The 22,075-nt window shown below is 32.7% G+C and carries 21 protein-coding genes; 11 read left to right on the plus strand and 10 right to left on the minus strand.

The genetic code is table 11. The features are described from left to right. Positions 1-15: 15 nt before the first annotated feature. From CLV33_RS00750 to CLV33_RS00785, 7 genes are all read right to left on the minus strand, one after another. The gene (locus CLV33_RS00750) at positions 16-306 is read right to left on the minus strand and encodes a helix-turn-helix domain-containing protein (protein ID WP_211297523.1); all 291 of its coding nucleotides are present in this window, start codon (positions 304-306) and stop codon (positions 16-18) included. A 433-nt stretch (positions 307-739) separates the two neighbouring features. Then, positions 740-2,080: a phage integrase SAM-like domain-containing protein gene (locus tag CLV33_RS00755; RefSeq protein ID WP_105472294.1), complete on the minus strand. Its 1,341-nt coding sequence runs from the start codon at positions 2,078-2,080 to the stop codon at positions 740-742. A 483-nt stretch (positions 2,081-2,563) separates the two neighbouring features. Beyond that, on the minus strand, positions 2,564-4,879 hold the full coding sequence (locus CLV33_RS00765; RefSeq protein WP_105472296.1) for a multicopper oxidase domain-containing protein: 2,316 nt from the start codon (positions 4,877-4,879) through the stop codon (positions 2,564-2,566). 102 nt (positions 4,880-4,981) lie between these two features. Continuing rightward, positions 4,982-6,205 (minus strand): permease, encoded by a 1,224-nt coding sequence (locus CLV33_RS00770; RefSeq protein WP_105472297.1) that lies wholly within the window; start codon positions 6,203-6,205, stop codon positions 4,982-4,984. A gap of 33 nt (positions 6,206-6,238) precedes the next feature. Continuing rightward, entirely contained in the window at positions 6,239-6,625 is a 387-nt protein-coding gene (locus CLV33_RS00775) for a DUF302 domain-containing protein (RefSeq protein ID WP_105472298.1), read from the minus strand. A gap of 373 nt (positions 6,626-6,998) precedes the next feature. Beyond that, complete coding sequence (locus CLV33_RS00780) at positions 6,999-7,889, minus strand: universal stress protein (protein ID WP_105472299.1); 891 nt, start codon at positions 7,887-7,889, stop codon at positions 6,999-7,001. 139 nt (positions 7,890-8,028) lie between these two features. Beyond that, the gene (locus tag CLV33_RS00785) at positions 8,029-8,811 is read right to left on the minus strand and encodes a patatin-like phospholipase family protein (protein WP_105472300.1); all 783 of its coding nucleotides are present in this window, start codon (positions 8,809-8,811) and stop codon (positions 8,029-8,031) included. A gap of 128 nt (positions 8,812-8,939) precedes the next feature. Between CLV33_RS00785 and CLV33_RS00790 the strand changes: the two genes are divergently transcribed. The 4 genes from CLV33_RS00790 (at position 8,940) to CLV33_RS00805 (ending at position 12,767) form a co-directional block, all read left to right on the plus strand. Further along, positions 8,940-9,722, plus strand: coding sequence for an MlaE family ABC transporter permease (locus CLV33_RS00790; RefSeq protein WP_042246200.1), 783 nt, complete (start codon positions 8,940-8,942; stop codon positions 9,720-9,722). Then, positions 9,712-10,476, plus strand: coding sequence for an ABC transporter ATP-binding protein (locus CLV33_RS00795; RefSeq protein WP_105472301.1), 765 nt, complete (start codon positions 9,712-9,714; stop codon positions 10,474-10,476). Before CLV33_RS00790 ends, CLV33_RS00795 begins: the two co-directional genes overlap by 11 nt. 33 nt (positions 10,477-10,509) lie before the next feature. Continuing rightward, positions 10,510-11,505, plus strand: coding sequence for an MlaD family protein (locus CLV33_RS00800; RefSeq protein WP_105472302.1), 996 nt, complete (start codon positions 10,510-10,512; stop codon positions 11,503-11,505). A gap of 239 nt (positions 11,506-11,744) precedes the next feature. Then, on the plus strand, positions 11,745-12,767 hold the full coding sequence (locus CLV33_RS00805; RefSeq protein WP_105472303.1) for a LacI family DNA-binding transcriptional regulator: 1,023 nt from the start codon (positions 11,745-11,747) through the stop codon (positions 12,765-12,767). Positions 12,768-13,242: 475 nt separating this feature from the next. On the opposite strand, the gene CLV33_RS00810 is transcribed toward CLV33_RS00805, so the two are convergent. The 3 genes from CLV33_RS00810 to CLV33_RS00820 all read right to left on the minus strand — a co-directional run bounded on the left by CLV33_RS00810 (position 13,243) and on the right by CLV33_RS00820 (position 15,739). Next, on the minus strand, positions 13,243-14,325 hold the full coding sequence (locus tag CLV33_RS00810) for a hypothetical protein (protein WP_105472304.1): 1,083 nt from the start codon (positions 14,323-14,325) through the stop codon (positions 13,243-13,245). An 81-nt stretch (positions 14,326-14,406) separates the two neighbouring features. Further along, complete coding sequence (locus CLV33_RS00815; RefSeq protein ID WP_105472305.1) at positions 14,407-15,177, minus strand: hypothetical protein; 771 nt, start codon at positions 15,175-15,177, stop codon at positions 14,407-14,409. Then, positions 15,164-15,739: an RNA polymerase sigma factor gene (locus CLV33_RS00820; RefSeq protein ID WP_244906361.1), complete on the minus strand. Its 576-nt coding sequence runs from the start codon at positions 15,737-15,739 to the stop codon at positions 15,164-15,166. The genes CLV33_RS00815 and CLV33_RS00820 overlap by 14 nt, the downstream gene beginning before the upstream one ends. Positions 15,740-15,992: 253 nt before the next feature. Here CLV33_RS00820 and CLV33_RS00825 point away from each other — a divergent pair, with 253 nt between their 5' ends. From CLV33_RS00825 to arsB, 7 genes are all read left to right on the plus strand, one after another. Beyond that, positions 15,993-17,435, plus strand: coding sequence for a circularly permuted type 2 ATP-grasp protein (locus CLV33_RS00825; protein WP_105472306.1), 1,443 nt, complete (start codon positions 15,993-15,995; stop codon positions 17,433-17,435). 13 nt (positions 17,436-17,448) lie between these two features. Continuing rightward, the gene (locus tag CLV33_RS00830) at positions 17,449-18,375 is read left to right on the plus strand and encodes an alpha-E domain-containing protein (protein ID WP_042246209.1); all 927 of its coding nucleotides are present in this window, start codon (positions 17,449-17,451) and stop codon (positions 18,373-18,375) included. Between the two features lie 9 nt (positions 18,376-18,384). Further along, entirely contained in the window at positions 18,385-19,338 is a 954-nt protein-coding gene (locus CLV33_RS00835; RefSeq protein ID WP_105472307.1) for a transglutaminase family protein, read from the plus strand. A gap of 184 nt (positions 19,339-19,522) precedes the next feature. Further along, positions 19,523-19,852 (plus strand): ArsR/SmtB family transcription factor, encoded by a 330-nt coding sequence (locus CLV33_RS00840; protein WP_042246215.1) that lies wholly within the window; start codon positions 19,523-19,525, stop codon positions 19,850-19,852. Positions 19,853-19,896: 44 nt separating this feature from the next. Beyond that, a complete protein-coding gene (locus tag CLV33_RS00845) occupies positions 19,897-20,364 on the plus strand; it encodes a DUF6428 family protein (RefSeq protein ID WP_105472308.1) in 468 nt (155 codons plus the stop codon). Positions 20,365-20,384: 20 nt separating this feature from the next. Continuing rightward, a complete protein-coding gene (locus CLV33_RS00850; protein WP_394340393.1) occupies positions 20,385-21,011 on the plus strand; it encodes a low molecular weight phosphatase family protein in 627 nt (208 codons plus the stop codon). Between the two features lie 2 nt (positions 21,012-21,013). Next, complete coding sequence (gene arsB, locus CLV33_RS00855) at positions 21,014-22,063, plus strand: ACR3 family arsenite efflux transporter (RefSeq protein ID WP_105472310.1); 1,050 nt, start codon at positions 21,014-21,016, stop codon at positions 22,061-22,063. Positions 22,064-22,075: the final 12 nt, after the last annotated feature.

Genomic DNA, 22,075 nt, shown 5'->3' on the forward strand with positions numbered 1-22,075 from the left:
ACGTTTTTAAAGTGATTAAACATAACAACCTCCTTCCATTGCATCATCTATATCCTTTCTTTTGTAATACACTCTGCTACCTATTTTTGTAGCTCGTAAAACACCGTCTTTGTTATACTTCCATAATGTGGCATAAGAAATTTTAAGAAGGTCTTTAGCCTCTTCTCTAGTGTAATAGTCCTTACCATCTTTTACTTTGTTTTGGACAATAGATTCCTTCATCTCTATAATAGATAAAATCTCTTTTCTAAATACTTCAAAAAACTCCTCTGTAGTCATTTGAAAAATATGTTTCTTATTACTCATAAGATTTAATTTTTAAAAGTTGAACAAATAGCTCAGATTTTCTGAACCGAAATAGAATTTATAATGCGCATCAAATTCAGTACTTCGATTTAGCACTTTTTGCATTTTTATACAATTTTACTATCAACTTTAACATATTGACTATCAACAACTTAAATTAGTTAATTCAAATGATATAAAATTATGTAACAACTTGTTTTTCAGAAGTTTAAATCCTAAATTAAATTAACTAATATGGTTTTTAGATTAACTAATCTAACCTTTTTAACATTTGGGCAATGAATTAGTTAATTCAATAAAAATAACGAAGGTTTTTACGTGTTAAATTTTGTTAATTCTTCTAGTTAGCATGTCTGCCTCAGAAAAAGTGATAAAAAAAGGACTAATGTTTAGCCCTCCCTTGGTTATTAAAGTTTATAATTTTTTGAAGTTTTTATACAGGAATAGATGAAACCTGAAAAGCATCTGTTGACGTTATTTGCGAAACACGTTCTACTTTAGGGTTACGAATATATTTCATGAACTCCTTCAGTGTAGAATGCCCAGACAGCTCTAGAATTGAATGTACTGGTACACCAGCTTTATATTTCAATGTACAGAAGGTTCGGCGTGCCGAATGCCCTTGTATTAATTGATATTTAGGTATATGGTTAACTTTACGCTTCCCTCCTCTAGTAATTTCAACCTTAATCTGTGAATTAATTTCAGCTTTTTCACCAACTATCTTGATATAATCATTGAGCTTTTGTTCTGTGATTTTTGGAGGCAAATTACCTCCATACCTTTGATTCATAATAGCCTCAATTACAGGTGTAATTTTACACAGCACTTCTTTTTTGGTTTTTTCTTGCTTAATCTTAATGTACCTCTCATTTTCATGAGGTACAATTTCATGTGCTTGCAGATTATGATAATCACTGATACGTTGACCAATCTCGCACCCAATAAGAAATATATCTCTAGCTAACTCTAAATGAGGTGTAGCTCTCAAATCTAATTCATACATACTTTTTAACTCCACTATTTCTAAATAAATAGCGGTTGTTATTTCTGTCTTTACCTTAAATCTTTTATATTTTAAGTTGGAATGGTAATCTTCCACCAAAGCTGCTCCCATAAAAACTTTCAGATTCTTGATTTGTTTCCCAATAGTGTTGAGCGAATAATGCTTTACCTCCTTTTTATTAAACTGATAGGTCTTAGCATTCATATACTCAGTAAAGTCAGAATAGAACTCATTATCTAAATCAAAATCCAAAATACATTTATTCTCTCTCTCATAACCTCTCAAATGCTCTAAAGTCTGCTCATAGGACTTTATTGTATTATTCTTATATCCGTTAGATGCCTTTGGCAGTTCTTTCTCCTTTTGAATAATATAATTTTTCACAAAGGCAATCAATGTTGTTATTTCTTTCTCTTCATTATCTAAAACAGCCTCATTTTCATTTCTAAAATCATCCAAACAAGCTTTTATTATGGGATTTGTTAGAGGAATTTGGTTAGAATCACAATCTTCAACAAACTCTTTAAGTTTTCGAGTTAAATCATCAATTCTATCATTTATCATTTTTGCATTAGTAACAGCACGTACATTTTTAACCTTACCTTTATCTCCAATCCAATAATCTGGATTGACTGAATAACCGATAGAATACTTAAAACGCTTCTTTCTCCCATATGAATAATCAAGGAATATTGGTTTCTCTGGTTTGGTGGATGCTTTAAGTCTAAATACTGGTGCAGCTCCTTTTGTTCGTCTGGATTGAATCATAGATGAAATCTTTCTACAAAGATAATTAAAAGGGACAACATTAGGGACAACATTTTTAAATTTAAATAGGTTAACTAAATTTAGTTACGTTCAAAAACCTTATATTAACTGATATTAAAGATGTTGTAGAAATTTATCAAATCTCACTGAATAATATATTGTGGTACTGGAGGTACCACAAAAAAATCCCGAAACAGTAATGTTTACGGGATTTTTTGTTTTTACAGGAACAACATAAAGGACATGCAATATCTCTTTTTTCTCTTTCTTTTTACATAAGCTATACTTTTCTGACAATGCCTTTTGTAATATATCAGTTGAAATATGTTTATCCATTTTCACTTTTTGCTTATCTTTCTTCAAGATTAACAGTAACTTCTAATACGTGATTTATTTCACTTAAATATTTTCTACAGAAGCCTTACAGCTATTTCAGTTCATTCAGTATATGCGATATGTGTGTTTCATTGTTTATTCTTTAAATTAAAATCTTATTAAAAGTCCGCCACCCCAACCATATCGGTTGTTGTAGTTACCTTGAATTGAAAAATTTCGTGATAAGATATAGGAAGCTCCGACTAACCATTGGGTTTCACCTTCATATGAATTGTTATTTTCTAAATCATTGACCCATCCAAAATCTGCTCTGTATTCATATTCGCCTTCTATAAAAAGTCTTGGAAAAAGCAAAAACTCTCTGTCTAAACGGATTCTTGGGCGCAATTGATGATCCATACTCACATCTACATTAAATCTATAAGGTGTGAAGTATTTAACACCAACTAATCCTACGGTATTAAACGTATCATAAGAATTTGGCCTTGATGTTTCTGTGTTTACGCCTGCATACACGCACACCCAATCATTTAAGTATCGGTTATAATTTACTTCTACTTCAGCATTTTGGTTATAGTCAAATTCGGCACGCAAGCCAAATTCATTTCTAATATTACTGGAAATAAGGTTTAATTCTGTGAAATTTGATCCTGCACGAACTCTTCCCCAAGAATAATAATGATTCGTTTCATCAATGAGTTTTTGAACTGGATAGGGCTCCATTCTTTCATCTCGTGGTGTATCATAACTAAACACTCTTGCCATACCACCCATCATATGATATAATACATGACAATGAAAAAACCAATCGCCATATTCTTCGTTATAAAATTCAATAATCACTTTTTGCATTGGTGGCACATTAACGGTATGTTTTAATGGCGAACGCTCTCCATTTTCATTAATAACCCTAAAATAATGACCGTGAAGATGCATTGGATGGTGCATCATTGTTAAGTTATTTAAGGTTATTCTGGTAACCTCTCCACCTTTAATTTTAATCTTATCGGTTTCTGATAATGGTACACCATTAATACTCCACACATAGCGTTGCATATTACCTGTTAGATTAAGCAATAGTTTGTTTACAGAAACGTCTTTTTTAAACGCTGTACTTTCTTTTGCCTTCAAAAAATCATAGTTGAAATAGGTTCTACGCGTATTATAACCAAACGATGTACTGTCTTTTGGCATCATAGACATATTATGTTTCATATGGTCATCCATTTTCATCTTCATACTCGCTTGGTTATCCATCTTACCACCATTCATTGACATCTTATTATTCATATCCATATTCATCTTGCCATCTTTCATATCCATCTGCATTCCATACCTTTTCATTAAAGCTTTAGGCGTATTTTTCTTTTGACTTCCAGCTATTGCAGGTGCTCCCATTTTCATATCCATTTTAGCCATTTGCTTCATCATGGCCACTTTGTCTGGTCTGTCTATTACAGTTGCAGGAAAAAGTTTGCCACTCCCTAAACGAATTGATGTACTGCCAGAGCCATCTTGCGCTGTTGCTATAACTTCCAATGTACCGTTAGGAATAGTCACTATTACGTCATAGGTTTCTGCTATTCCAAAGAGAAACCTGCTTTTATTAACTGGTGTGACATCGACACCATCGCTCGATACGATTGTTGGATTACCTGCTCCAAAATCCAACCAATAATAAGATGAAGCAGATGCATTGATAAAACGCAGCCTTATTTTTTCTCCAGGTTTAAACTCTGGATATTCCGCCATTTTTTTACCATTAGACAGAAAGGCAGGATAATAAATATCCGCAATATCTGCGCCTTCCATTCTATCGCGCCAAAATTTAAATTGCGCCCCTAATGCACCTTCTTTTATAACTCTGCTTAATGGTACGGCTGTCCCTTTTTTAACCTGATACCATTCGTTTCCACGTTTAAGGTTTCGTAGTACATTCATTGGCTTTTCATTTGTCCAATCAGAAAGCACTACAACTAAATCGGTATCATATTCCAAGGTTTTTTCTTTAGGGTGAATAACAATTGAGCCATAAACTCCTTTTTGCTCTTGCAACATTGTATGGGAATGATACCAATACGTACCCGATTGATTGATAGGAATTCGATATTGGAAAGTTGTATCAGGTTTAATTGGTGGCGTTGTTAAATAGGGCACTCCATCATAAAAATTAGGAAGAATTAATCCGTGCCAATGCACAGAGGTTTCTTCATCCATTTTGTTTGTAACATTAATTATAGCTAGGTCTCCTTCATTAAATTCTAAAACTGGCCCAGGAATACTACCATTGATAGTCATACCTTTTGCGGTAACACCAGCAAGTGTCATTTCATGTTCTTCTATAGTGAGGTTATACTCTTTTATATTTCTTCCTTCTTCGTTCCTGTCCTCGCCATTTGTCCCTACTTGGGCAAATACGATTGACGTTAGGAATAAAAGAAGTATCGTGTATAATGTTTTCATTGTTTACTGAATTAAATAATAAATTATGGTACTTTCCACATAGTAGGATTTTGTAAATGCCGTTAGTCAATCCCATTTATAAAATAGGTTTGTTTTATCGTTTTACATAAATAGCTTTAAAATTAACCCTCCCAATAACCAAGCATAACAGATAAAAGCCACATATTTTAAAATAGATTCTAGCAACTTGCTTTTTGGCGCCATTTCGCTCATGTTATGTTCAACATCTTTTTTTTTGAAAAATCCCAAATACACCAAATACGCCGAAATAGCTAAAAAAACAAGGTTTAAAACAAACGTGTAATTAATTTTGAAGTAGTCGCTATCTTGAATTTTAACCTGTGACGGATCTGGCAAAAGGCTAAACAAATCAAAAGCATAATGCAATGCGAGCGAAGTACAAATTAAAGCGGTAAATAGCAAAAACAATATAAACAGAGACATTTTCCAACCATAATATTTGGCATTGATACGCAACACAGGAAACACTACCAAATCGCTAAAAATAAATGCCATAACACCTGCAAAACTCACACCTTTACCAAACAATAAAGCTGCCAACGGAATGTTGCCCATAGAGCCTATAAAGGTTAAAAATGCAGCCACTGGCCCCACAACGATGTGCTCTAAAACCTCTAAAAAAGTAAAATCGGTGTTACCATTGCCACTATTTATAAATAAAGTTTGAAAAAATGAATCGGGAACAAAAGCGGCCACAACTCCTGCAATGGTAAAACCAACGGTAACATCTTTCCAAACCATTTGCCATTCCATTTTGTATTTTTTAGCAACACGCGCCCAACTATTCTCATTTTGGATTTGCTGTTTCCAATCCTTTTTATCCATGGTATCATCTTCATTTTCACTTTCAAGATTTGTACGCGCTTTTTTTATGAGCTTTTTAGGGTTTATTATGCGGATAAGAATCCAACAAATAGCAATAAGCAATAGGCCACCAACATATTCGCCAACTACAAATTGCCATCCTAGAAAAATGGAAATAATAATTCCTAGTTCTACAACCAAATTAGTAGATGCCAATAAAAAAGCTATTGAAGACACAAAGCTTGCGCCTTTTTTAAAAAGTGATTTTGCGCTTGCAAGGGCTGAGAAACTACATGAACTACTTATAAACCCAAAAAAAGTACCCAAAAGCACACTTTTTCCTTCGTGAGTTCCCATGGTTTTTTGCATTCGTTTTTCGGTTACAAAAATTTGAATCATGCTGCTAATAATATAACCCAATATAAATGCCCAAAGTGCCATCCAGAAAAAACCAGCGCTAGTATATGCTGCTTCTGCCCATTGGTTTAAAAAATTGTCCATAATTTGTTTCTTTTAAATTTATTTATCGCGAGTTTACAACCTATTTATAACCGCTTTTAGCTTATTGGTAATGTCCTCGGCAATTTCTTTTAAAGCTTCATTTTCTACTGCTTGCATAGAGGCCATTGGGTTTACAGCCGAAACCTCTATATCGCCAGAATCTAACTCTTGTACAATAACATTACATGGCAACATGGTACCAATTTTATTTTCGGCCAGAAGCGCTTTGTGGGCATAAGGCGGATTACAAGCCCCTAATATTTTATAGTTATTGAAATTAACATCTAACTTTTTCTTTAAAGTCGCCTTAATATCAATTTCGGTTAAAACGCCAAAACCTTCTGCCTTTAAGGCTTCTGTTACTTTATTAATGCCCGTGTTAAAATCATCTTTTAATGTGGTGTTAAAATAATAGTCCATAGTATTTGTTTTTATGCGTTGTGTATTTTGATGAAATTCGTCTCTTAGAGTGTGTTTTTTATTGAAAATGAAAAATTTGTATGGAGATGCAGGATTTTAATGTGTAAATAGTTCTCGATACAATTTTACTCCCGAAAGCTTTCGGGATGAAAATCACTTTAACTGGCGACAGTTTTTATGTTTTAGTTCAAAATTCACAACGGATTTGTTTTATATATTGACTCTCAAGTTAATATTTATCTTATTTTTTATTAACCTGAACCAAATGAATATTAACGCATTAAATAATTTCTTTTTTCAGTTAAGGCATTCACAAAAAAAATCCCGAAACTTAAAAGTTTACGGGATTTTTGTTTTAAAGTTTAAATACAGACTAATACGCAAATATCACCTCATTAGTTGGTACAAACGCCTTTTTAGATTCTATACTACGTTTATTAAAAACTAGTAGCGGGATAGAAATCTCACTTTCTATTTCTTTTACTAAATCTTTATGAAATAAATTTGCCAGATTCCAATCGTGCTTACGCTCTAACATGGCCAACACATTGGCGTTTTCCCAATTTACAATACTTAAGAGTCCAGATTTTATGTTAGTAGATGCTATTGTTTTAAATGTTATTTCTGGATATGATGTTTTTTGCAATAACCGCTTTTTAAAAGCTTCCATTAAAACTTTTGCAGGACGCTCATCGGTTTTATAAACATGTATCACCTCTATTAGTGCAGAAAAAGGGCTAGCAATTTCAGCAAGTTTTTGTAGCGATAAAATATCGTATTCTTCAAAATCTGTAGCATAAACTATTGTAGAAATTGTATTATATATCATACCATTAGGAACAATTAGCAATGGCATTTCAATAGTATCTAACAATGCATTTGCAATATTACCAGAAAAAAATTCTCTGGTACTGTGGTGATCTTTCATCCCAATAATCACTAAATCTGGCATTAACACATTAGAAAGACGTTGAATACTCTCCGATACCGAGCCACTTTCAATTACGTGAGTGGTAACAGGTTTTTGTTGAAATTCGTGTTTTAAATTAACCTTGCAAAAGTTTTCTACCAGTTTAGTCTTTTCGATATGCATTCTTTTTTTAAGTAACCCTGGGGCATGTAGGGTTGCATTCGCAATTGGTGGAAATTCGTATACGTGTACAATATGTAAATCTGCTTTCATTATCGTACTAAAACGATAGGCATATTTTAACGAAGCAATATCATTTACGGTACAATCTGTGGCATATAAAATAGTTTTCATAACACTAGTAATTTAACTAAACAAATCTAGTTTATACCTTCGTTTTTTGAAATGATATTTGTCAGTATTCTATCTTTTTTATACTTTAATATTTAGCTAAACACTTGTTTAACACAGAAGTTGTGTTTATACCTTTAATCTAGCTCTTAAGGGAATGCTCTATTGCGATCAAATCACTTTTAGAAAGTGCTTCCTTAGTCGCATTATAACCAATGTTGAAAATTGTGTTTAGGTATTTTTTATCAAAGGTGCCAAACTTACTTAGCGCTTTAGGCAGTATCATTAAATCGCAACCTTTAAATTTTGAGTAATCATCTTTAAGAGCCCTTAACTTAAGAGCTCTTTCAACAACATGATGTGAATGCTTTAGCTCTTTTATAGTAATGGCATCTACCCAATTGGCATAACTTCCAATAATAATATTGCAACCGGGTTTTAGAGATTCAATAGGAAAATTATTTAATGTACCTCCATCAACATAGTAAGAATTTTTAATTTTAACTGGAGCAAATACACCAGGAATTGCAGCAGAGGCTAGTATTGGCTTTATTAATTCACCAGAACTAAAAGTTTTAAGGTTTCCGTTTAAAATATCAGTTGCTGTAATAGTTAATAATTTGTGTAGCGCATTAAAACTATCTTCTTTTAAATAACTTTTAAACTCTGGATAAAACTTTTCAGCATCAATAAAACCAGGTTTTCCAAGTGCATACTTTTTTATATCAAATATTTGAATAGTTTCAAAAAATCTTAAAATCTCCTTGTAATTGTAACCGTAAGCGTATAATGCACCTACAATGGCACCGGCACTAGAACCCGTAATATGGGTAGGGATAATGTTGTGCTCTTCTAAAGCCTTTATAACCCCAACATGGGAAACACCTCTTACGCCTCCACCAGATAATACCAAACCAACTCTCATAGCTTATAAAAATTAGTGCTTTCAAATTTAAATAGCTACTCCCATTTTTAAAATGATTTTCATCAGTCTCACTAAATGATTTTTATCATTTCTTAATTACCCATATTAATATATCTTGTTAGTTGATTATGCTTGTAATTGGAAACATAAAAAGTAAACTCAACTCCTTTTTAATAGAAATTGGAGCGTTATCTTACTTCACTTCCCGTTTTTTTAAGAATGCATTTAAGCGTCCGTTTGAGTTCAAGGAATTTTTACGACAGTGTTACAATATGGGCAATCGTTCTCTTTTACTAGTTGGTATTACAGGCTTTATAATTGGGTTGGTATTAACATTACAAACGCGTCCTACTTTAATGGAGTTTGGCGCGGTATCTTGGATGCCTTCTATGGTAAGTATCTCTATAGTTAGAGAAATTGGCCCTATTATAACAGCGTTGGTTTGCGCAGGGAGAATAGGCTCTGGTATTGGAGCAGAGTTAGGCTCTATGCGTGTTACAGAACAAATTGATGCTATGGAAGTTTCTGGAACAAATCCTTTTAAATATTTAGTTGTTACACGTGTTTTGGCAGCTACACTTATGTTACCTTTATTGGTAATTGTTGCAGATGCCGTGGCCTTATTTGGATCTTATCTTGTTGAAAATACCAAAGGAAATGTATCCTTTATGTTATATTTTAATCAGGTTTTTAACTCTTTAGAGTATAGCGATATGCTTCCCGCAACTATTAAAACCTTCTTTTTTGGATTAGCTATTGGGCTAGTAGGATGTTTTAAAGGGTATTACTGTAAAAAAGGTACTGCTGGTGTTGGTAAAGCGGCAAATTCTGCTGTGGTTTTCACATCCTTACTATTATTTATAATAGATTTTATTGCTGTATTAATTGCTGATATTTTTTATGAATTATAACAATACTAACATAGCAAACACAAAAGTGGTTCTAGAAATAAAAGACCTACATAAAAGTTTTGGTGACAACCATGTGCTTAACGGATTTAACATGCTACTACACCAAGGTGAAAACCTTGTAATTATGGGAAAATCTGGCTCCGGAAAGTCGGTGATGATAAAATGCTTAGTAGGTTTAATGGAGGCCGATAGTGGCACTATTTCTGTAATGCAAAACGACATTACGAAATTAAATCAAGAAGCATTGGATATTTTGAGAGCCGATATTGGATTTTTGTTTCAAGGTAGCGCTTTGTACGATTCTATGACCGTAAGAGAAAATTTAGAGTTTCCTTTAAGACGCCACATTAAAAAATTTAACAAAACTGTTGATACCGAAAAACTAGTAATTGAAGCTTTAGAAAATGTTGGTCTTGTAAGCGCCATTAACCTAATGCCCGACGAATTATCTGGCGGCATGAAACGTCGTGTAGCACTGGCAAGAACACTTATCTTGCAACCAAAAATAATATTGTACGACGAACCAACTAGCGGGTTAGACCCCATAACTGCAAAAGAAATTATTATACTAATGCAGGAAGTACAGAAAAAATACAATACCTCATCATTAATAATTACTCACGATGTTGATTGTGCCCGAGTTATTTCAGACAGAATGATATTACTTATTGATGGGATAGATTACGCTGTTGGCACATTTAAAGAACTTTCTACCTCACAAGACCCTAAGGTAAAGGCGTTTTTTAAACAATAAAATTTTAAGCTACAAACTAAAAAAACAAATAAAATGAAAAACTCAAACTCGCAGAAATTACAATTAGGTACTTTTGTTATTTTGGCAACTATTTTGTTTGTAGTTGGTATTTATCTTATTGGGCAGCGTCAAGATATGTTTAAAAAGACCTTTACAATAAGTTCTTATTTTCAAAATGTAAATGGGCTACAAAGGGGAAATAATGTACGCTATTCTGGAATAGATATAGGTACCGTAAAGGATATTGTAATGCTAAATGATTCCACAATAAAAGTAACTATGAGCATTGATGAAAAAATAATTACTCACATAAAAAAAGATGCCATTGCCACTATTGGTTCCGATGGTTTAGTAGGTAATATGATTGTAAATATTGTTCCTGGAAAACGTAGCGCTACACCCATTGCAAATGGAGATAGCATTGAATCTTATAGTAAAATTGGTGCAGACGATATACTAAGCACACTAAGTGTAAGTTCTGAAAACGCAGCTATTTTAACTTCAGATTTACTTAAAATAACCAATGCAATAACAGAGGGCAAAGGAACTTTAGGGGTATTGCTAAACGATACCGTTATGGCAAAAGATTTAAAACACTCTGTAATAAATTTAAAAACAGCCAGTAAAGGCGCCTCTAAATCTATTGAAGCGTTAAATAATATGATTACCCATTTAAAAACAAACGACAATACGGTTTTAGGCATGTTAATACACGATACAATCTCTGGCAACAAGGTAAAATCTATTATACAAAATCTAGAATTATCAAGCGAAGAAATAACATATGCCTTAGCAAACATTAATACCGTAGTTGAAGGTTTTAATACAAGTGAAGGAGCATATAATTATATAGTAAATGATACTAGTTTAGTTAATAATTTAAAGTCTACGTTAAAACATATAAATGAAGGCACAGAAAAGTTTAACGAAAATATGGAAGCCTTAAAGCACAACTTTTTAACTCGAGGTTATTTTAAAAAATTAGAGCGACAAGAACAAAAAGAAGCAAAAAAAATAGAAAACAATTAATTATTTATACCGCATACAATATTGGTCCTCGTTTTAAATATCGTAGTTATTTGATTTCAGAAGTTTTATTTAAAATTCACTAATACAATATGTACTTTACCTCGTACCCCACCAACTTCATATAAAATTTCCGAACATTTGATGTTGAGGGGATTTTTTGTTTAAAACACGCTTGTAAAATTGAAATTATCTATTTTTACTTTTAATTACATTACCAATAATAAACACTCTAAGTATTAATGCCAAAACGCATCACACTTAAACACATCGCAAACACCTTTGGTGTTTCTATTGCTACAGTATCTAAGGCATTGAGTGATAGTTACGAAATTAGCACAAGTACAAAAGAGAAGATTGTAGCCTACGCCAGAGCAAACAACTACAAATCTAAAAGTATAGACCTTAGTCTTCTACACAAAAAAACAAAAACCATTGGTGTAATTATACCCAATATTATGAACAGTTTTTTTGCAAAGGTTTTTGTAGGCATTGAGGCAAAAGCAAACGAGCACGGGTATCATTTAATCTCATGCATCTCTAATGAATCTTACGAAAAAGAAGTAAAAACCATGGAGCTTTTAAAAAGCGATACCTTAGATGGTATTCTTATATCCCTTGCAGAAGAAACCCAAGTAAAACAAAAATACGCACATTTAAAAAACGCTATAAACGAAGGTGTACCCGTGGTAATGTTCGATAGGGTTTCAGAAGAAATAAATTGCGACAAGGTAGTTGTAAACGATTTAGAAGGCGCATACCACGCTACAAAACATCTTATACAAACAGGCTGTAAGCGCGTAGCTTTAATATCTGTAATAGATAACTTAAGCGTTGGAAAACTACGAGTACAAGGCTATAAAAAAGCATTACAAGAATTTAAAATACCTGTTGAAGAAAAACTTATTGTGCGCATAGGCAAGCATGAAGATTTCGATACGGTATTAAAAATTACACTAGCCGATAAAACAATTGACGGATTGTTATGTTTAGAAGAAAGCTCTGCGGTTAATGCATTACAAATTATAAAACATATGCAATACAACATTCCAGAAGACATGTCTATTGCTTGTTTTACCAACGGAAAAATGCTACAGCACCTTACACCCTCTATTTCTGCAATTAGCCAACATGGAAAATATATTGGGGAAACCGCAGCAAAACTATTAATAGACCGCATTGAAAACGAAGACCAAAACAAACCCTTCGAGACCAAGGTGATAAAAACCAGTTTAATTGAACGGCAGAGCACTAGAAAAATTTAAAAGAATAGTAATAATTTTAAATTTAAGAAATGTTGTTGCTCTTGTTTTGAAGTTAGTAGTAATTAAAGAAAACGTTTATGAATAGAAAATTGGGATATACAATAATATCATTTATCACAATTGGTTCATTTATTATAAGTTGTAAACAAGAAAAAGACAATTCCGAATTATCTAAAAATATTCCGACCGAAATGTAAGCTTCCATTAATTAGAACTGCTTAGTTTTGCTAAATTACATTAATTATTTTGTTTTTAATTCCACTAGGGCTAGCCCCATAGGAATTAAGCCTTGCGTATTTTAGTTGGTGTACTTGGATTTAAACTTGGTAAACTTATAATTTAAAATACATAGTGAAAAAAAAATTAATAGATTTCAATGTGCAAGCAAAGGGAATACTTTTTAACTAAAAACCGTTTTGTCTAAAATAAAAAAAGCCCCCGTTTGGGAGCTTATAGTTACTAACTCAAATTACGATTAATCCATATCAAAACGCACACCTATAGATATATTGTTTTGGTCCACTATTTGATCTTTAAAAATGGGAGATAAATCGTATTTAAGGTACAGCGCCGTATCACCAATAGCAACATAAGTACTAATACCGTAAACCAAATCGCTGGTATTTAAACCTCGCTTTTGCTTGTCCTTAATACGCTCGCCATCTAAATCGTATTTTAATTTTTGTCGAGTGCCAATGTTAAAACCTGCGTATCCACCAACACCAATCTTAAACTGGTTTTTTGTAGAATATCTAAAATAGGTATCTCTGTCTATTTTTTTAGATGGTCCAAATTCAAAATGTACAGGAAATACTAAGTTAGACACCGATAGTTTAGATTTTCTTAAGTTTTCTGGAAACGTTTCTAATACCGTTTGGTCTCCATTTCTAACAAAATACTGGTTATCGTCTGGTTTTAATCCATTAATATGTAACGACACGCCATACTTTAATCTCATAAAGTTTGAGTTTTTAAACACGCGGTATTTCCATGCCCACCCCATTTCAAAAAAACGGGAACCCCCAATTTTATAGGGTGAATCGTCTAAACTTTCACCTTCAATAATGGCATTATTTAAACCAAATGCTAGTACAAAATCGCTTTTAGTACGTCTATCAAACTTTCTATACTTTGGCTTATCGTCTTTCTTTTTACCTATAAAAATAAAGCTATCGTCATCGTCATCGCCACCTATACGTATAATGCTTTCGTTGTCGTTATCTTCGGCATATCCTTTTTCATTACGTTCTAAAAGCGCAATTTTATTGGTTAAGATCGCGGTTCTGTTTTCTATGTTCAAAGCGCGTTTTTTTGCCATTTCCATTTTAAGGTCTTGTGCCTCTTCTTGGGTAATCTCACCGTTCTTTAACCTTAGGTCTATAGCTTCTACTTCAGCTTTTAAATACGCTTTTTCTTCGGCTTCTACTTTAGCAATAGCTTGTTTTAGCTTATTAATTTCGGTGGAATTTACTGCTTTAGGTATACTGTCTTGCGCGTTGATTAAGTGCGCATTTAAACTTAAAATTAATAGTACTAAATACTTTGTAATTGTTTGCATAACTGTTCGTTTTTTTTGATTAATGATTTGATTTATAAATGATTGATGATTTTTTAAAAGATTACTATTTTTTAGATGTTATTAATCGTTACGCTGCGCAATAGCTGTTTTAACAGAACCATAACTGTCTTTTAATGCCTTAAATACTTTATCCCTAAAAGACTGATCTAACTCAAACTCAACTTCTTGAAGTAGTAAAGCTGCATCTACAAGCGTTTTATCTTCGTTCTTCATTCTGCTTAACAAAATATCTTTTTGTGCTGCTTTTAAAAGCGAATCGATAGATGCATTAGAAACACCCGATTCTGTTTCACTAAGGGCATATATGGCATCTGCAACCTCTTGGGCTTTTTCGGTTTCAAACGACGTAATTTCAATACGCTTTGGTTGCACAACATCTTTTTCCTCCCTAATTTTTTGTGTTGTTTGTTCTGTAGCCAGTTGTACAGATTTGCTAGTTGAATTTAAATTGGCTTTATCTATTACCAAATTACTTTCTCCAGTATTTTTTACATCATTTTTATTTGTAGTTTCTTGCGCTACGGCCGTTACCGATTCTAAAGTACTACCCGCTTTTGAAGCTGAGTTCTTCTCTGGGTTTTCAATGGTATTTTTAGTATCTACAATTTGCCTATTATTAATGTCTTTACCACTATTTAACCATTGAGATACCACCAATAAAATTCCAACAACACTCGCCGCAATACCTAACCACCACAACCCCTTATTACTTGAGGTGCGCTCTTCGGCACTTAGCCTGCTAGATAACTTATCCCAAGCACCTTTTGATGGTGCTATGGTGCGCTTTTCTAGCTTTTCCTTAAAATCATTTTCATATTTAATTGGTGCCATAGCTTGTTTTATTTAATGTCTTAATTTGTTCTTGCAGCATTTTTCTTGCTTTAAACAGTTGCGATTTTGAGGTTCCTGTGCTTATCTTTAAAAGTTCAGCAATTTCATCATGTTTATACCCTTCAATAGCATACATTACAAATACCATTCGGTAACCTTCGGGCAAGCTGTCTATAAGGCTTTGTATCTCGCTAATCTCTAAATTAGTTTGTATATTATTACTTTGGGCGCTAGTACTTACATCTTCATCGCATAAAATATCAATACTTTTTTTTTGCCTCAGATAAGAGATAGATTCCCTAATCATAATACGTCTTATCCAGCCTTCAAAACTCCCCTCATTTTTAAATGTTTTTAGATTTTTAAACACCTTAAAAAAACCGTTCAACATCGCTTCTTCAGCCTGTTGCATATCTTTAATGTAGTATCTACAAACACTTAACATTTTTGGCGCGTGCATTTCAAACAAAACATGTTGCGCTTCACGATTATTTTTAATCGCTTTTTTTATTAATACGCTTTCGTTTTTATGCAGTTGTATAACTTTCAAAAAAGATTTCATTTAGCTTTCTATTTATAAAGACGCAAACTTCACAAAAATGGTTGCCCCTAAACATAAATTTTTTTTAATTCTTTAAAAAGACTTCATTTTTAAATATCACAAAATGAACAGAACACAATATAAGACAAGGTTTTTACATAATTCATGAAAAATATTCAACAAAAACAGAAAAGTTATAATTTATTGTTTTTAAATACCTAAATTGATTAAATATTATTCAATTTTATACCAAAATATATAGATAGAATTGCTTATGACGAATAACCATTTGTTTTCGTCCTATACCCAACTAAAGAATACTTGGGACGAGATGTACAACCAAAATATTGAGGTAAGAAAGCAATATGAAAAAATAACTGCTTTTTTAAAGAGAACTTCTTCTAATACACTTCTAAAAAAAGAAGAGCTTGCCAAACAATTATTTATGAGTCAAGGTGTAACCTTTACTGTTTATAGTGATAATGAAGGTATTGAAAAAATATTTCCTTTTGATATAATTCCAAGAATTCTTACAGCGACAGAATGGCGTAAAATAGATCTTGGTATTAAACAACGTATTACTGCCTTAAACCTTTTTATTAAAGATGTTTATAATGAACAGTTTATTATTAGAGACGGTATAGTACCAGCCGATTTAATTTACTCTTGTCCTAACTTTTTAAGAGAAATGAAAGGCGTTAAAGTACCGCATGATATTTATGTACACATTGCAGGAGTAGATTTAATTAGAAATAATGATGGTGAGTTTTACGTATTAGAAGATAATTTAAGAACGCCATCTGGAGTTAGTTACATGCTTGAAAACAGAGAAATATCTAAACGCATATTTCCTGGTATTCTGCCAGAAAACAATATCAGAAGCGTATCCAACTACCCAAATGTTTTATACAAAAAGCTTCAAGAACTATCAGACCAAAATAACCCCAACGTTGTTCTTCTAACTCCCGGAATTTACAATTCTGCTTATTATGAGCACACTACCCTAGCAAGACTTATGGGAATTGAATTGGTTGAAGGTAGAGACTTAGTTGTAAAAGACCATTTTGTGTATATGAAAACCACCAATGGGCTAAAACGTGTTGATGTTATATACAGGCGTGTTGATGACGAGTTTTTAGATCCTTTAGAGTTTAATGCCGCCAGTTCACTAGGTGTTGCTGGCATTATGGCGTCTTACAGAAAAGGTAATGTAGTTATTGTAAACGCGCCAGGTACGGGTATTGCTGACGATAAAGCCATTTATATTTTTGTACCCAATATGATAAAATACTATTTGAACGAAGAACCTATTTTAAAGAACATTGAAACCTACCAATTAGCAAAACCTGATGAATTTAAGCATGTTGTAGAAAATATTAAAGATATGGTTATTAAAAAAACTGATGGTAGTGGTGGTTATGGGATGTTAATGGGGCATGAAGCTTCAGAAAAAGAGATTAAGGACTACCTTAAAACTGTTAAAAAAAATCCTAGTAATTTTATAGCACAACCCATTTTAAGACTCTCTACCGCACCATGTTGTATCGATGGAAAACTATCACCTCGTTGCATAGATTTAAGGCCATTTGCCTTATCTGGGCGCGATGGCATAGATATAACACCCGGCGGCCTAACTAGAGTGGCGCTAAAAAAGGGTTCCTTAGTTGTAAATAGTTCGCAGGGTGGTGGCAGTAAAGATACGTGGGTGATACAATAAATAAAATAAAGCTATGTTAAGCAGAGTTGCCAATAACCTTATTTGGTTAGACAGATATATGGAACGCGGAAATGGTATTTTAAGTTTACTTAAGGTAAATTTTTACGCAAACCAGGACGCGCCAGAGTTATTTTCTTGGTCTCCAATAATTAAAAATTATGCTGGTGATGACGATGAACATTGTACCGAAAATGCCCTAGAGTGTATTAACTTTATGGTCTTCAATACAAATAATTCCAATTCCATCTTAAACATCGTTACTAAAGCAAGAGAAAATGCACGTAGTGTGCAAGAGCATATTTCGAGAGAATTATGGCTTTGTGTAAATAACTATTACCTTTTTTTAACTAATAAAAACTTACCTAAAAAATTAAAAGAAGAAGATCCTATTGTTTTTTTAGATAATCTTCAAGCATTTCATTTAAGGTATTACGGGCTTATGGATGTAACCCAAGAAAGGGGCGCATCTTACTACTTTATGAATGTGGGCAAATATCTAGAACGCGTTATTCAAATAACAGATTTTACAGCAATGAAACTTATGGAAATTGCAAAAACTAGCGACACCCTAGAACGAAGCATTTATTGGAAAAACCTGCTGTTATCTATTGGTGGATACCAATTGTACTTAAAAAAATACAAATCTTCATTTGAAGAAAACCACGTAATTACAATGGTGTTTCAAGACACGTTATTTCCAAGGTCTATCTATTATTGTATAAATAAATTAAACCGCCATATTAGTTTACTTATTGAAACTAACGAACTTGAAAAAAATAACATCGATTTTTTACTTGGAAAACTAGAAAGTACAATTAAATACACTACTATTGAGAGTATAAACGAACAAGGTCTTGATGTTTTCATTAAAGAGATTAAAGAAGCTATTAAAAACATCTCTTTAAACATAAATACAGTGTACTTTTCAAACGTTAACTAATAATAGATAATGCCTACATTTTATATTAAACATCTTACTAAGTATAACTACACTAATATTGTAATAGATAGTGCTAGCCAAATTATGCTATACCCAATAGCAGATGAGTTTTTAAAGGTTACATCTCAAAACATAAAAGTGAATAGTAACCCACAAATAGCAACACGCATAGATTTTTACAATAATACCGTGGGCTCGTTTATGCTTATTGAGCCTCACGATTACCTATCTATAGTTTCTGAAATAGAAGTTATTACCACTGAAAAGATGTACCCTAACGACTCAAAACCGGTTAAAGCCCAATGGGAATTCTTAAAAACAATAACACATAAACCAGAATTTATAGACTTTTTAAAATACAAAACCTTTGATGGTACAAACGAAATTTTTGAGCTAATAAAGTCTAAAAACCTAGAGGTACTTTCACCCTACAGAATAGTATTAGAGTTTTGTGAATACATTTACACAAATTTTAAATACATACAAGGTATTACAAGTGTAGACTCTAAACTAGATCATGTTTGGAAACTAAAGGCTGGGGTGTGTCAAGATTTTACCAATATCCTTTTACAAATGGTAAGAATGTTAGGTATTCCAGCACGATATGTAAGTGGCTATATTTGCCCCAATGATGCTGGTTCTCGTGGTGAAGGCGCAACCCATGCCTGGATTGAAGCTTATATTCCGTTTTATGGATGGCTAGGAATTGACCCAACAAATAATTCTATTGCTAACCAGTACCACGTAAAACTTGCAGTTGGTAGGCACTATAACGATTGTGCACCTGTTAAAGGCGTATATAAGGGTGCTGTAAAAGAAAAACTATTTGTTAAAGTAAAAGTAAGCAATCGCAAAAAAGAAAACGATGACCTAGTGTTTCCTGCACATTTAAAATCTAAGACAGAAGGTAACAGCTATCGCCAAAACTTAGAACTTATCCAACAAATCCAACAGCAGCAATAATTTTTTCAATACATATTCTAAAAAAAACTGAAACATGTTTTTAAAATAAGCTAACTAATTTCTGCTTAAAACCCCAAAACAATATAATTATTTAAAAAAAATTGAACGATTAAATATTTTTAAGCAAATGTTATGAAATAAAAACTATTAATCGTAATATTGCAATGAACAAATAAATAAAGAAATGGGACTAACAAAAACCGAAATGTTTACAGATGAACAAAACCAAATTGCACTGTTTGCAAAAGTATTTGGTCATCCTGCCAGAGTTTCTATTCTACAACATTTATTTAAAATAGATGCTTGTGTTTGTGGCGATTTAGTAGAGGAAATAGGACTGGCACAACCTACCATTTCTCAACATTTAAAAGAACTAAAACATTTAGGCTTAATAAAGGGAAATATTGAAGGCACTAGTGTTTGCTACTGTATTCATAAGGACAATTGGACAAAGATGAAAGATATAATGCTAAAGTTTTTAAACCAAGATCTTTCAAAACTAGATTGCTGTTAAAAAAACAAAATTACCCATCGAATTATCGCAATAAATAGATAAAAATGAAACTATCAGAAATAAAATTAATATTAAGAAAATTAGATGTTATTGGTTTTTTATTACCAAACAACACATTAGTACCCAAACATTTTCATATTACAGAAGTGGGTAAAACCACTAAACACTTTATTGATTGTGGGGGCACTGTAAGAAAAGAAGAAGTCGTTAACTTTCAATTATGGAATGCCAATGATTACAACCACCGGTTACATCCAGAAAAACTCTTGGATATAATAGCGTTATCTGAAAAAGTTTTAGACTTAAAAGATCTAGAGATAGAAGTAGAATACCAAGGAGATACCATCCAAAAATTTGGGCTAGATTTTAACGGAGAATTATTTAAGCTCACCACTAAAGCCACAGACTGTTTGGCTAAAGATAAATGTGGTATCCCTGTAGAAAAACCAAAAGTAAAACTATCTGATTTAAATGACGAGCCTTGTTGTGCTCCAGATGGTAATTGTTGTTAAAATAAAAACTGTAAATAATAATGAGTGAATCTAACCTGTTTTCAGAAATAGAAGTATTAATTAAAACTTTAAACCCTGAATCTATTAAAAGCGAACGCAAAACCATTTTAAAACCTTTAATAGATTTTATACAAAAAAAAGTATCTAACCATAAAGATATCCGTATCAATTTTATTTGTACCCACAATTCACGAAGAAGCCATTTATCTCAAGTTTGGGCACAAACTATGGCGCACTATTTTAATATAAAAAATGTGTATTGTTATTCTGGAGGCACCGAAGCCACGGCGCTTTTTCCTATGGCTGCAAAAACTTTGCAGAATTCGGGTTTTAAAACAAAAACAATTTCAGAAGGCAACAACCCAATTTACAGCATAAAATATACCGATAATGCACATCCAATAATTGGGTTTTCAAAGACATTAGATGATGATTTTAATCCAAAAACTGAATTTGCTGCAATAATGACTTGTGATTCTGCAAATGAAGCATGCCCCTTTGTTTCTGGAGCAGAACAACGCATTCCCATAACTTTTAAAGACCCTAAAGCATTTGACGACACGTCACAACAGGCTGAAAAATACAACGAAAGGAGCTTGCAAATTGCAACAGAATTATTTTATGTTTTCTCACAAATAAACGCTTAAAAATGGCAGTAAAAAAATTAAGTTTTTTAGACAGAAATCTTACCTTATGGATATTTGTAGCAATGGCTATTGGCGTTGGCCTTGGGTACTTTATACCAAACTTTCCCAATATTATAAACACATTTAATAGCGGCACAACCAACATACCTATTGCCATTGGTTTAATATTAATGATGTATCCACCTTTGGCGAAGGTTAACTATTCACTTTTACCAAAGGTTTTTAGAAATACTAAAATTCTATCCATTTCCCTTATTTTAAATTGGATAATTGGCCCTATTTTAATGTTTGCATTGGCCATTATATTTTTACGCGAGTACCCTGAGTATATGGTAGGGCTTATTTTAATAGGTTTGGCACGCTGTATTGCTATGGTTTTGGTTTGGAACGATTTAGCTGAGGGCAGCAGCGAATATGGCGCAGGCTTAGTGGCATTAAATAGTATTTTTCAGGTGTTTGCCTACAGTTTTTATGCTTGGATTTTTATCACAGTGCTTCCACCCTATTTTGGATTTGAAGGTGCTATTGTTGATATTTCTATTGCAACAATTGCTGAAAGTGTGGCTATTTATTTGGGAATTCCGTTTGTAATGGGGATTTTAAGTAGACTGGTTTTGGTAAAACTAAAAGGAGAAGTATGGTATAGCAACAAATTTATCCCTACAATTTCACCCTTAACCTTAATAGCGCTTTTGTTTACAATTATAGTTATGTTCTCTTTAAAAGGTGAGTTAATTGTTAAAATACCTATGGATGTATTAATTATTGCAGTTCCATTACTAATTTATTTTACCTTGATGTTTATTATTGGCTTTTTTGTTTCTAAAGCCACAGGAGCTACTTACGACAAAACAGCATCGGTAGCCTTTACTGCAGCAGGTAATAATTTTGAATTGGCCATTGCTGTTGCTATTGCTGTATTTGGTTTAAATTCCGGACAAGCATTTGCAGGCGTAATTGGGCCTTTAGTTGAAGTTCCTGCATTAATATTGCTAGTTAGGGTGTCCTTTTGGCTTCGAAAAAAATATTATGGCAACACTTACGCACAATAATTTATTGTATTG

This window comes from Jejuia pallidilutea (assembly GCF_002973595.1).
Classification (GTDB): Bacteria; Bacteroidota; Bacteroidia; order Flavobacteriales; family Flavobacteriaceae; genus Jejuia; species Jejuia pallidilutea.

Bases quoted from the DNA above. Each gene is read 5' to 3' on its own strand.
- CLV33_RS00750 (WP_211297523.1), bottom strand. From the start codon at position 306: ATGAGTAATAAGAAACATATTTTTCAAATGACTACAGAGGAGTTTTTT.
- CLV33_RS00755 (WP_105472294.1), bottom strand. From the start codon at position 2,080: ATGATTCAATCCAGACGAACAAAAGGAGCTGCACCAGTATTTAGACTT.
- CLV33_RS00765 (WP_105472296.1), bottom strand. From the start codon at position 4,879: ATGAAAACATTATACACGATACTTCTTTTATTCCTAACGTCAATCGTA.
- CLV33_RS00770 (WP_105472297.1), bottom strand. From the start codon at position 6,205: ATGGACAATTTTTTAAACCAATGGGCAGAAGCAGCATATACTAGCGCT.
- CLV33_RS00775 (WP_105472298.1), bottom strand. From the start codon at position 6,625: ATGGACTATTATTTTAACACCACATTAAAAGATGATTTTAACACGGGC.
- CLV33_RS00780 (WP_105472299.1), bottom strand. From the start codon at position 7,889: ATGAAAACTATTTTATATGCCACAGATTGTACCGTAAATGATATTGCT.
- CLV33_RS00785 (WP_105472300.1), bottom strand. From the start codon at position 8,811: ATGAGAGTTGGTTTGGTATTATCTGGTGGAGGCGTAAGAGGTGTTTCC.
- CLV33_RS00790 (WP_042246200.1), top strand. From the start codon at position 8,940: ATGCTTGTAATTGGAAACATAAAAAGTAAACTCAACTCCTTTTTAATA.
- CLV33_RS00795 (WP_105472301.1), top strand. From the start codon at position 9,712: ATGAATTATAACAATACTAACATAGCAAACACAAAAGTGGTTCTAGAA.
- CLV33_RS00800 (WP_105472302.1), top strand. From the start codon at position 10,510: ATGAAAAACTCAAACTCGCAGAAATTACAATTAGGTACTTTTGTTATT.
- CLV33_RS00805 (WP_105472303.1), top strand. From the start codon at position 11,745: ATGCCAAAACGCATCACACTTAAACACATCGCAAACACCTTTGGTGTT.
- CLV33_RS00810 (WP_105472304.1), bottom strand. From the start codon at position 14,325: ATGCAAACAATTACAAAGTATTTAGTACTATTAATTTTAAGTTTAAAT.
- CLV33_RS00815 (WP_105472305.1), bottom strand. From the start codon at position 15,177: ATGGCACCAATTAAATATGAAAATGATTTTAAGGAAAAGCTAGAAAAG.
- CLV33_RS00820 (WP_244906361.1), bottom strand. From the start codon at position 15,739: ATGAAATCTTTTTTGAAAGTTATACAACTGCATAAAAACGAAAGCGTA.
- CLV33_RS00825 (WP_105472306.1), top strand. From the start codon at position 15,993: ATGACGAATAACCATTTGTTTTCGTCCTATACCCAACTAAAGAATACT.
- CLV33_RS00830 (WP_042246209.1), top strand. From the start codon at position 17,449: ATGTTAAGCAGAGTTGCCAATAACCTTATTTGGTTAGACAGATATATG.
- CLV33_RS00835 (WP_105472307.1), top strand. From the start codon at position 18,385: ATGCCTACATTTTATATTAAACATCTTACTAAGTATAACTACACTAAT.
- CLV33_RS00840 (WP_042246215.1), top strand. From the start codon at position 19,523: ATGGGACTAACAAAAACCGAAATGTTTACAGATGAACAAAACCAAATT.
- CLV33_RS00845 (WP_105472308.1), top strand. From the start codon at position 19,897: ATGAAACTATCAGAAATAAAATTAATATTAAGAAAATTAGATGTTATT.
- CLV33_RS00850 (WP_394340393.1), top strand. From the start codon at position 20,385: ATGAGTGAATCTAACCTGTTTTCAGAAATAGAAGTATTAATTAAAACT.
- arsB (WP_105472310.1), top strand. From the start codon at position 21,014: ATGGCAGTAAAAAAATTAAGTTTTTTAGACAGAAATCTTACCTTATGG.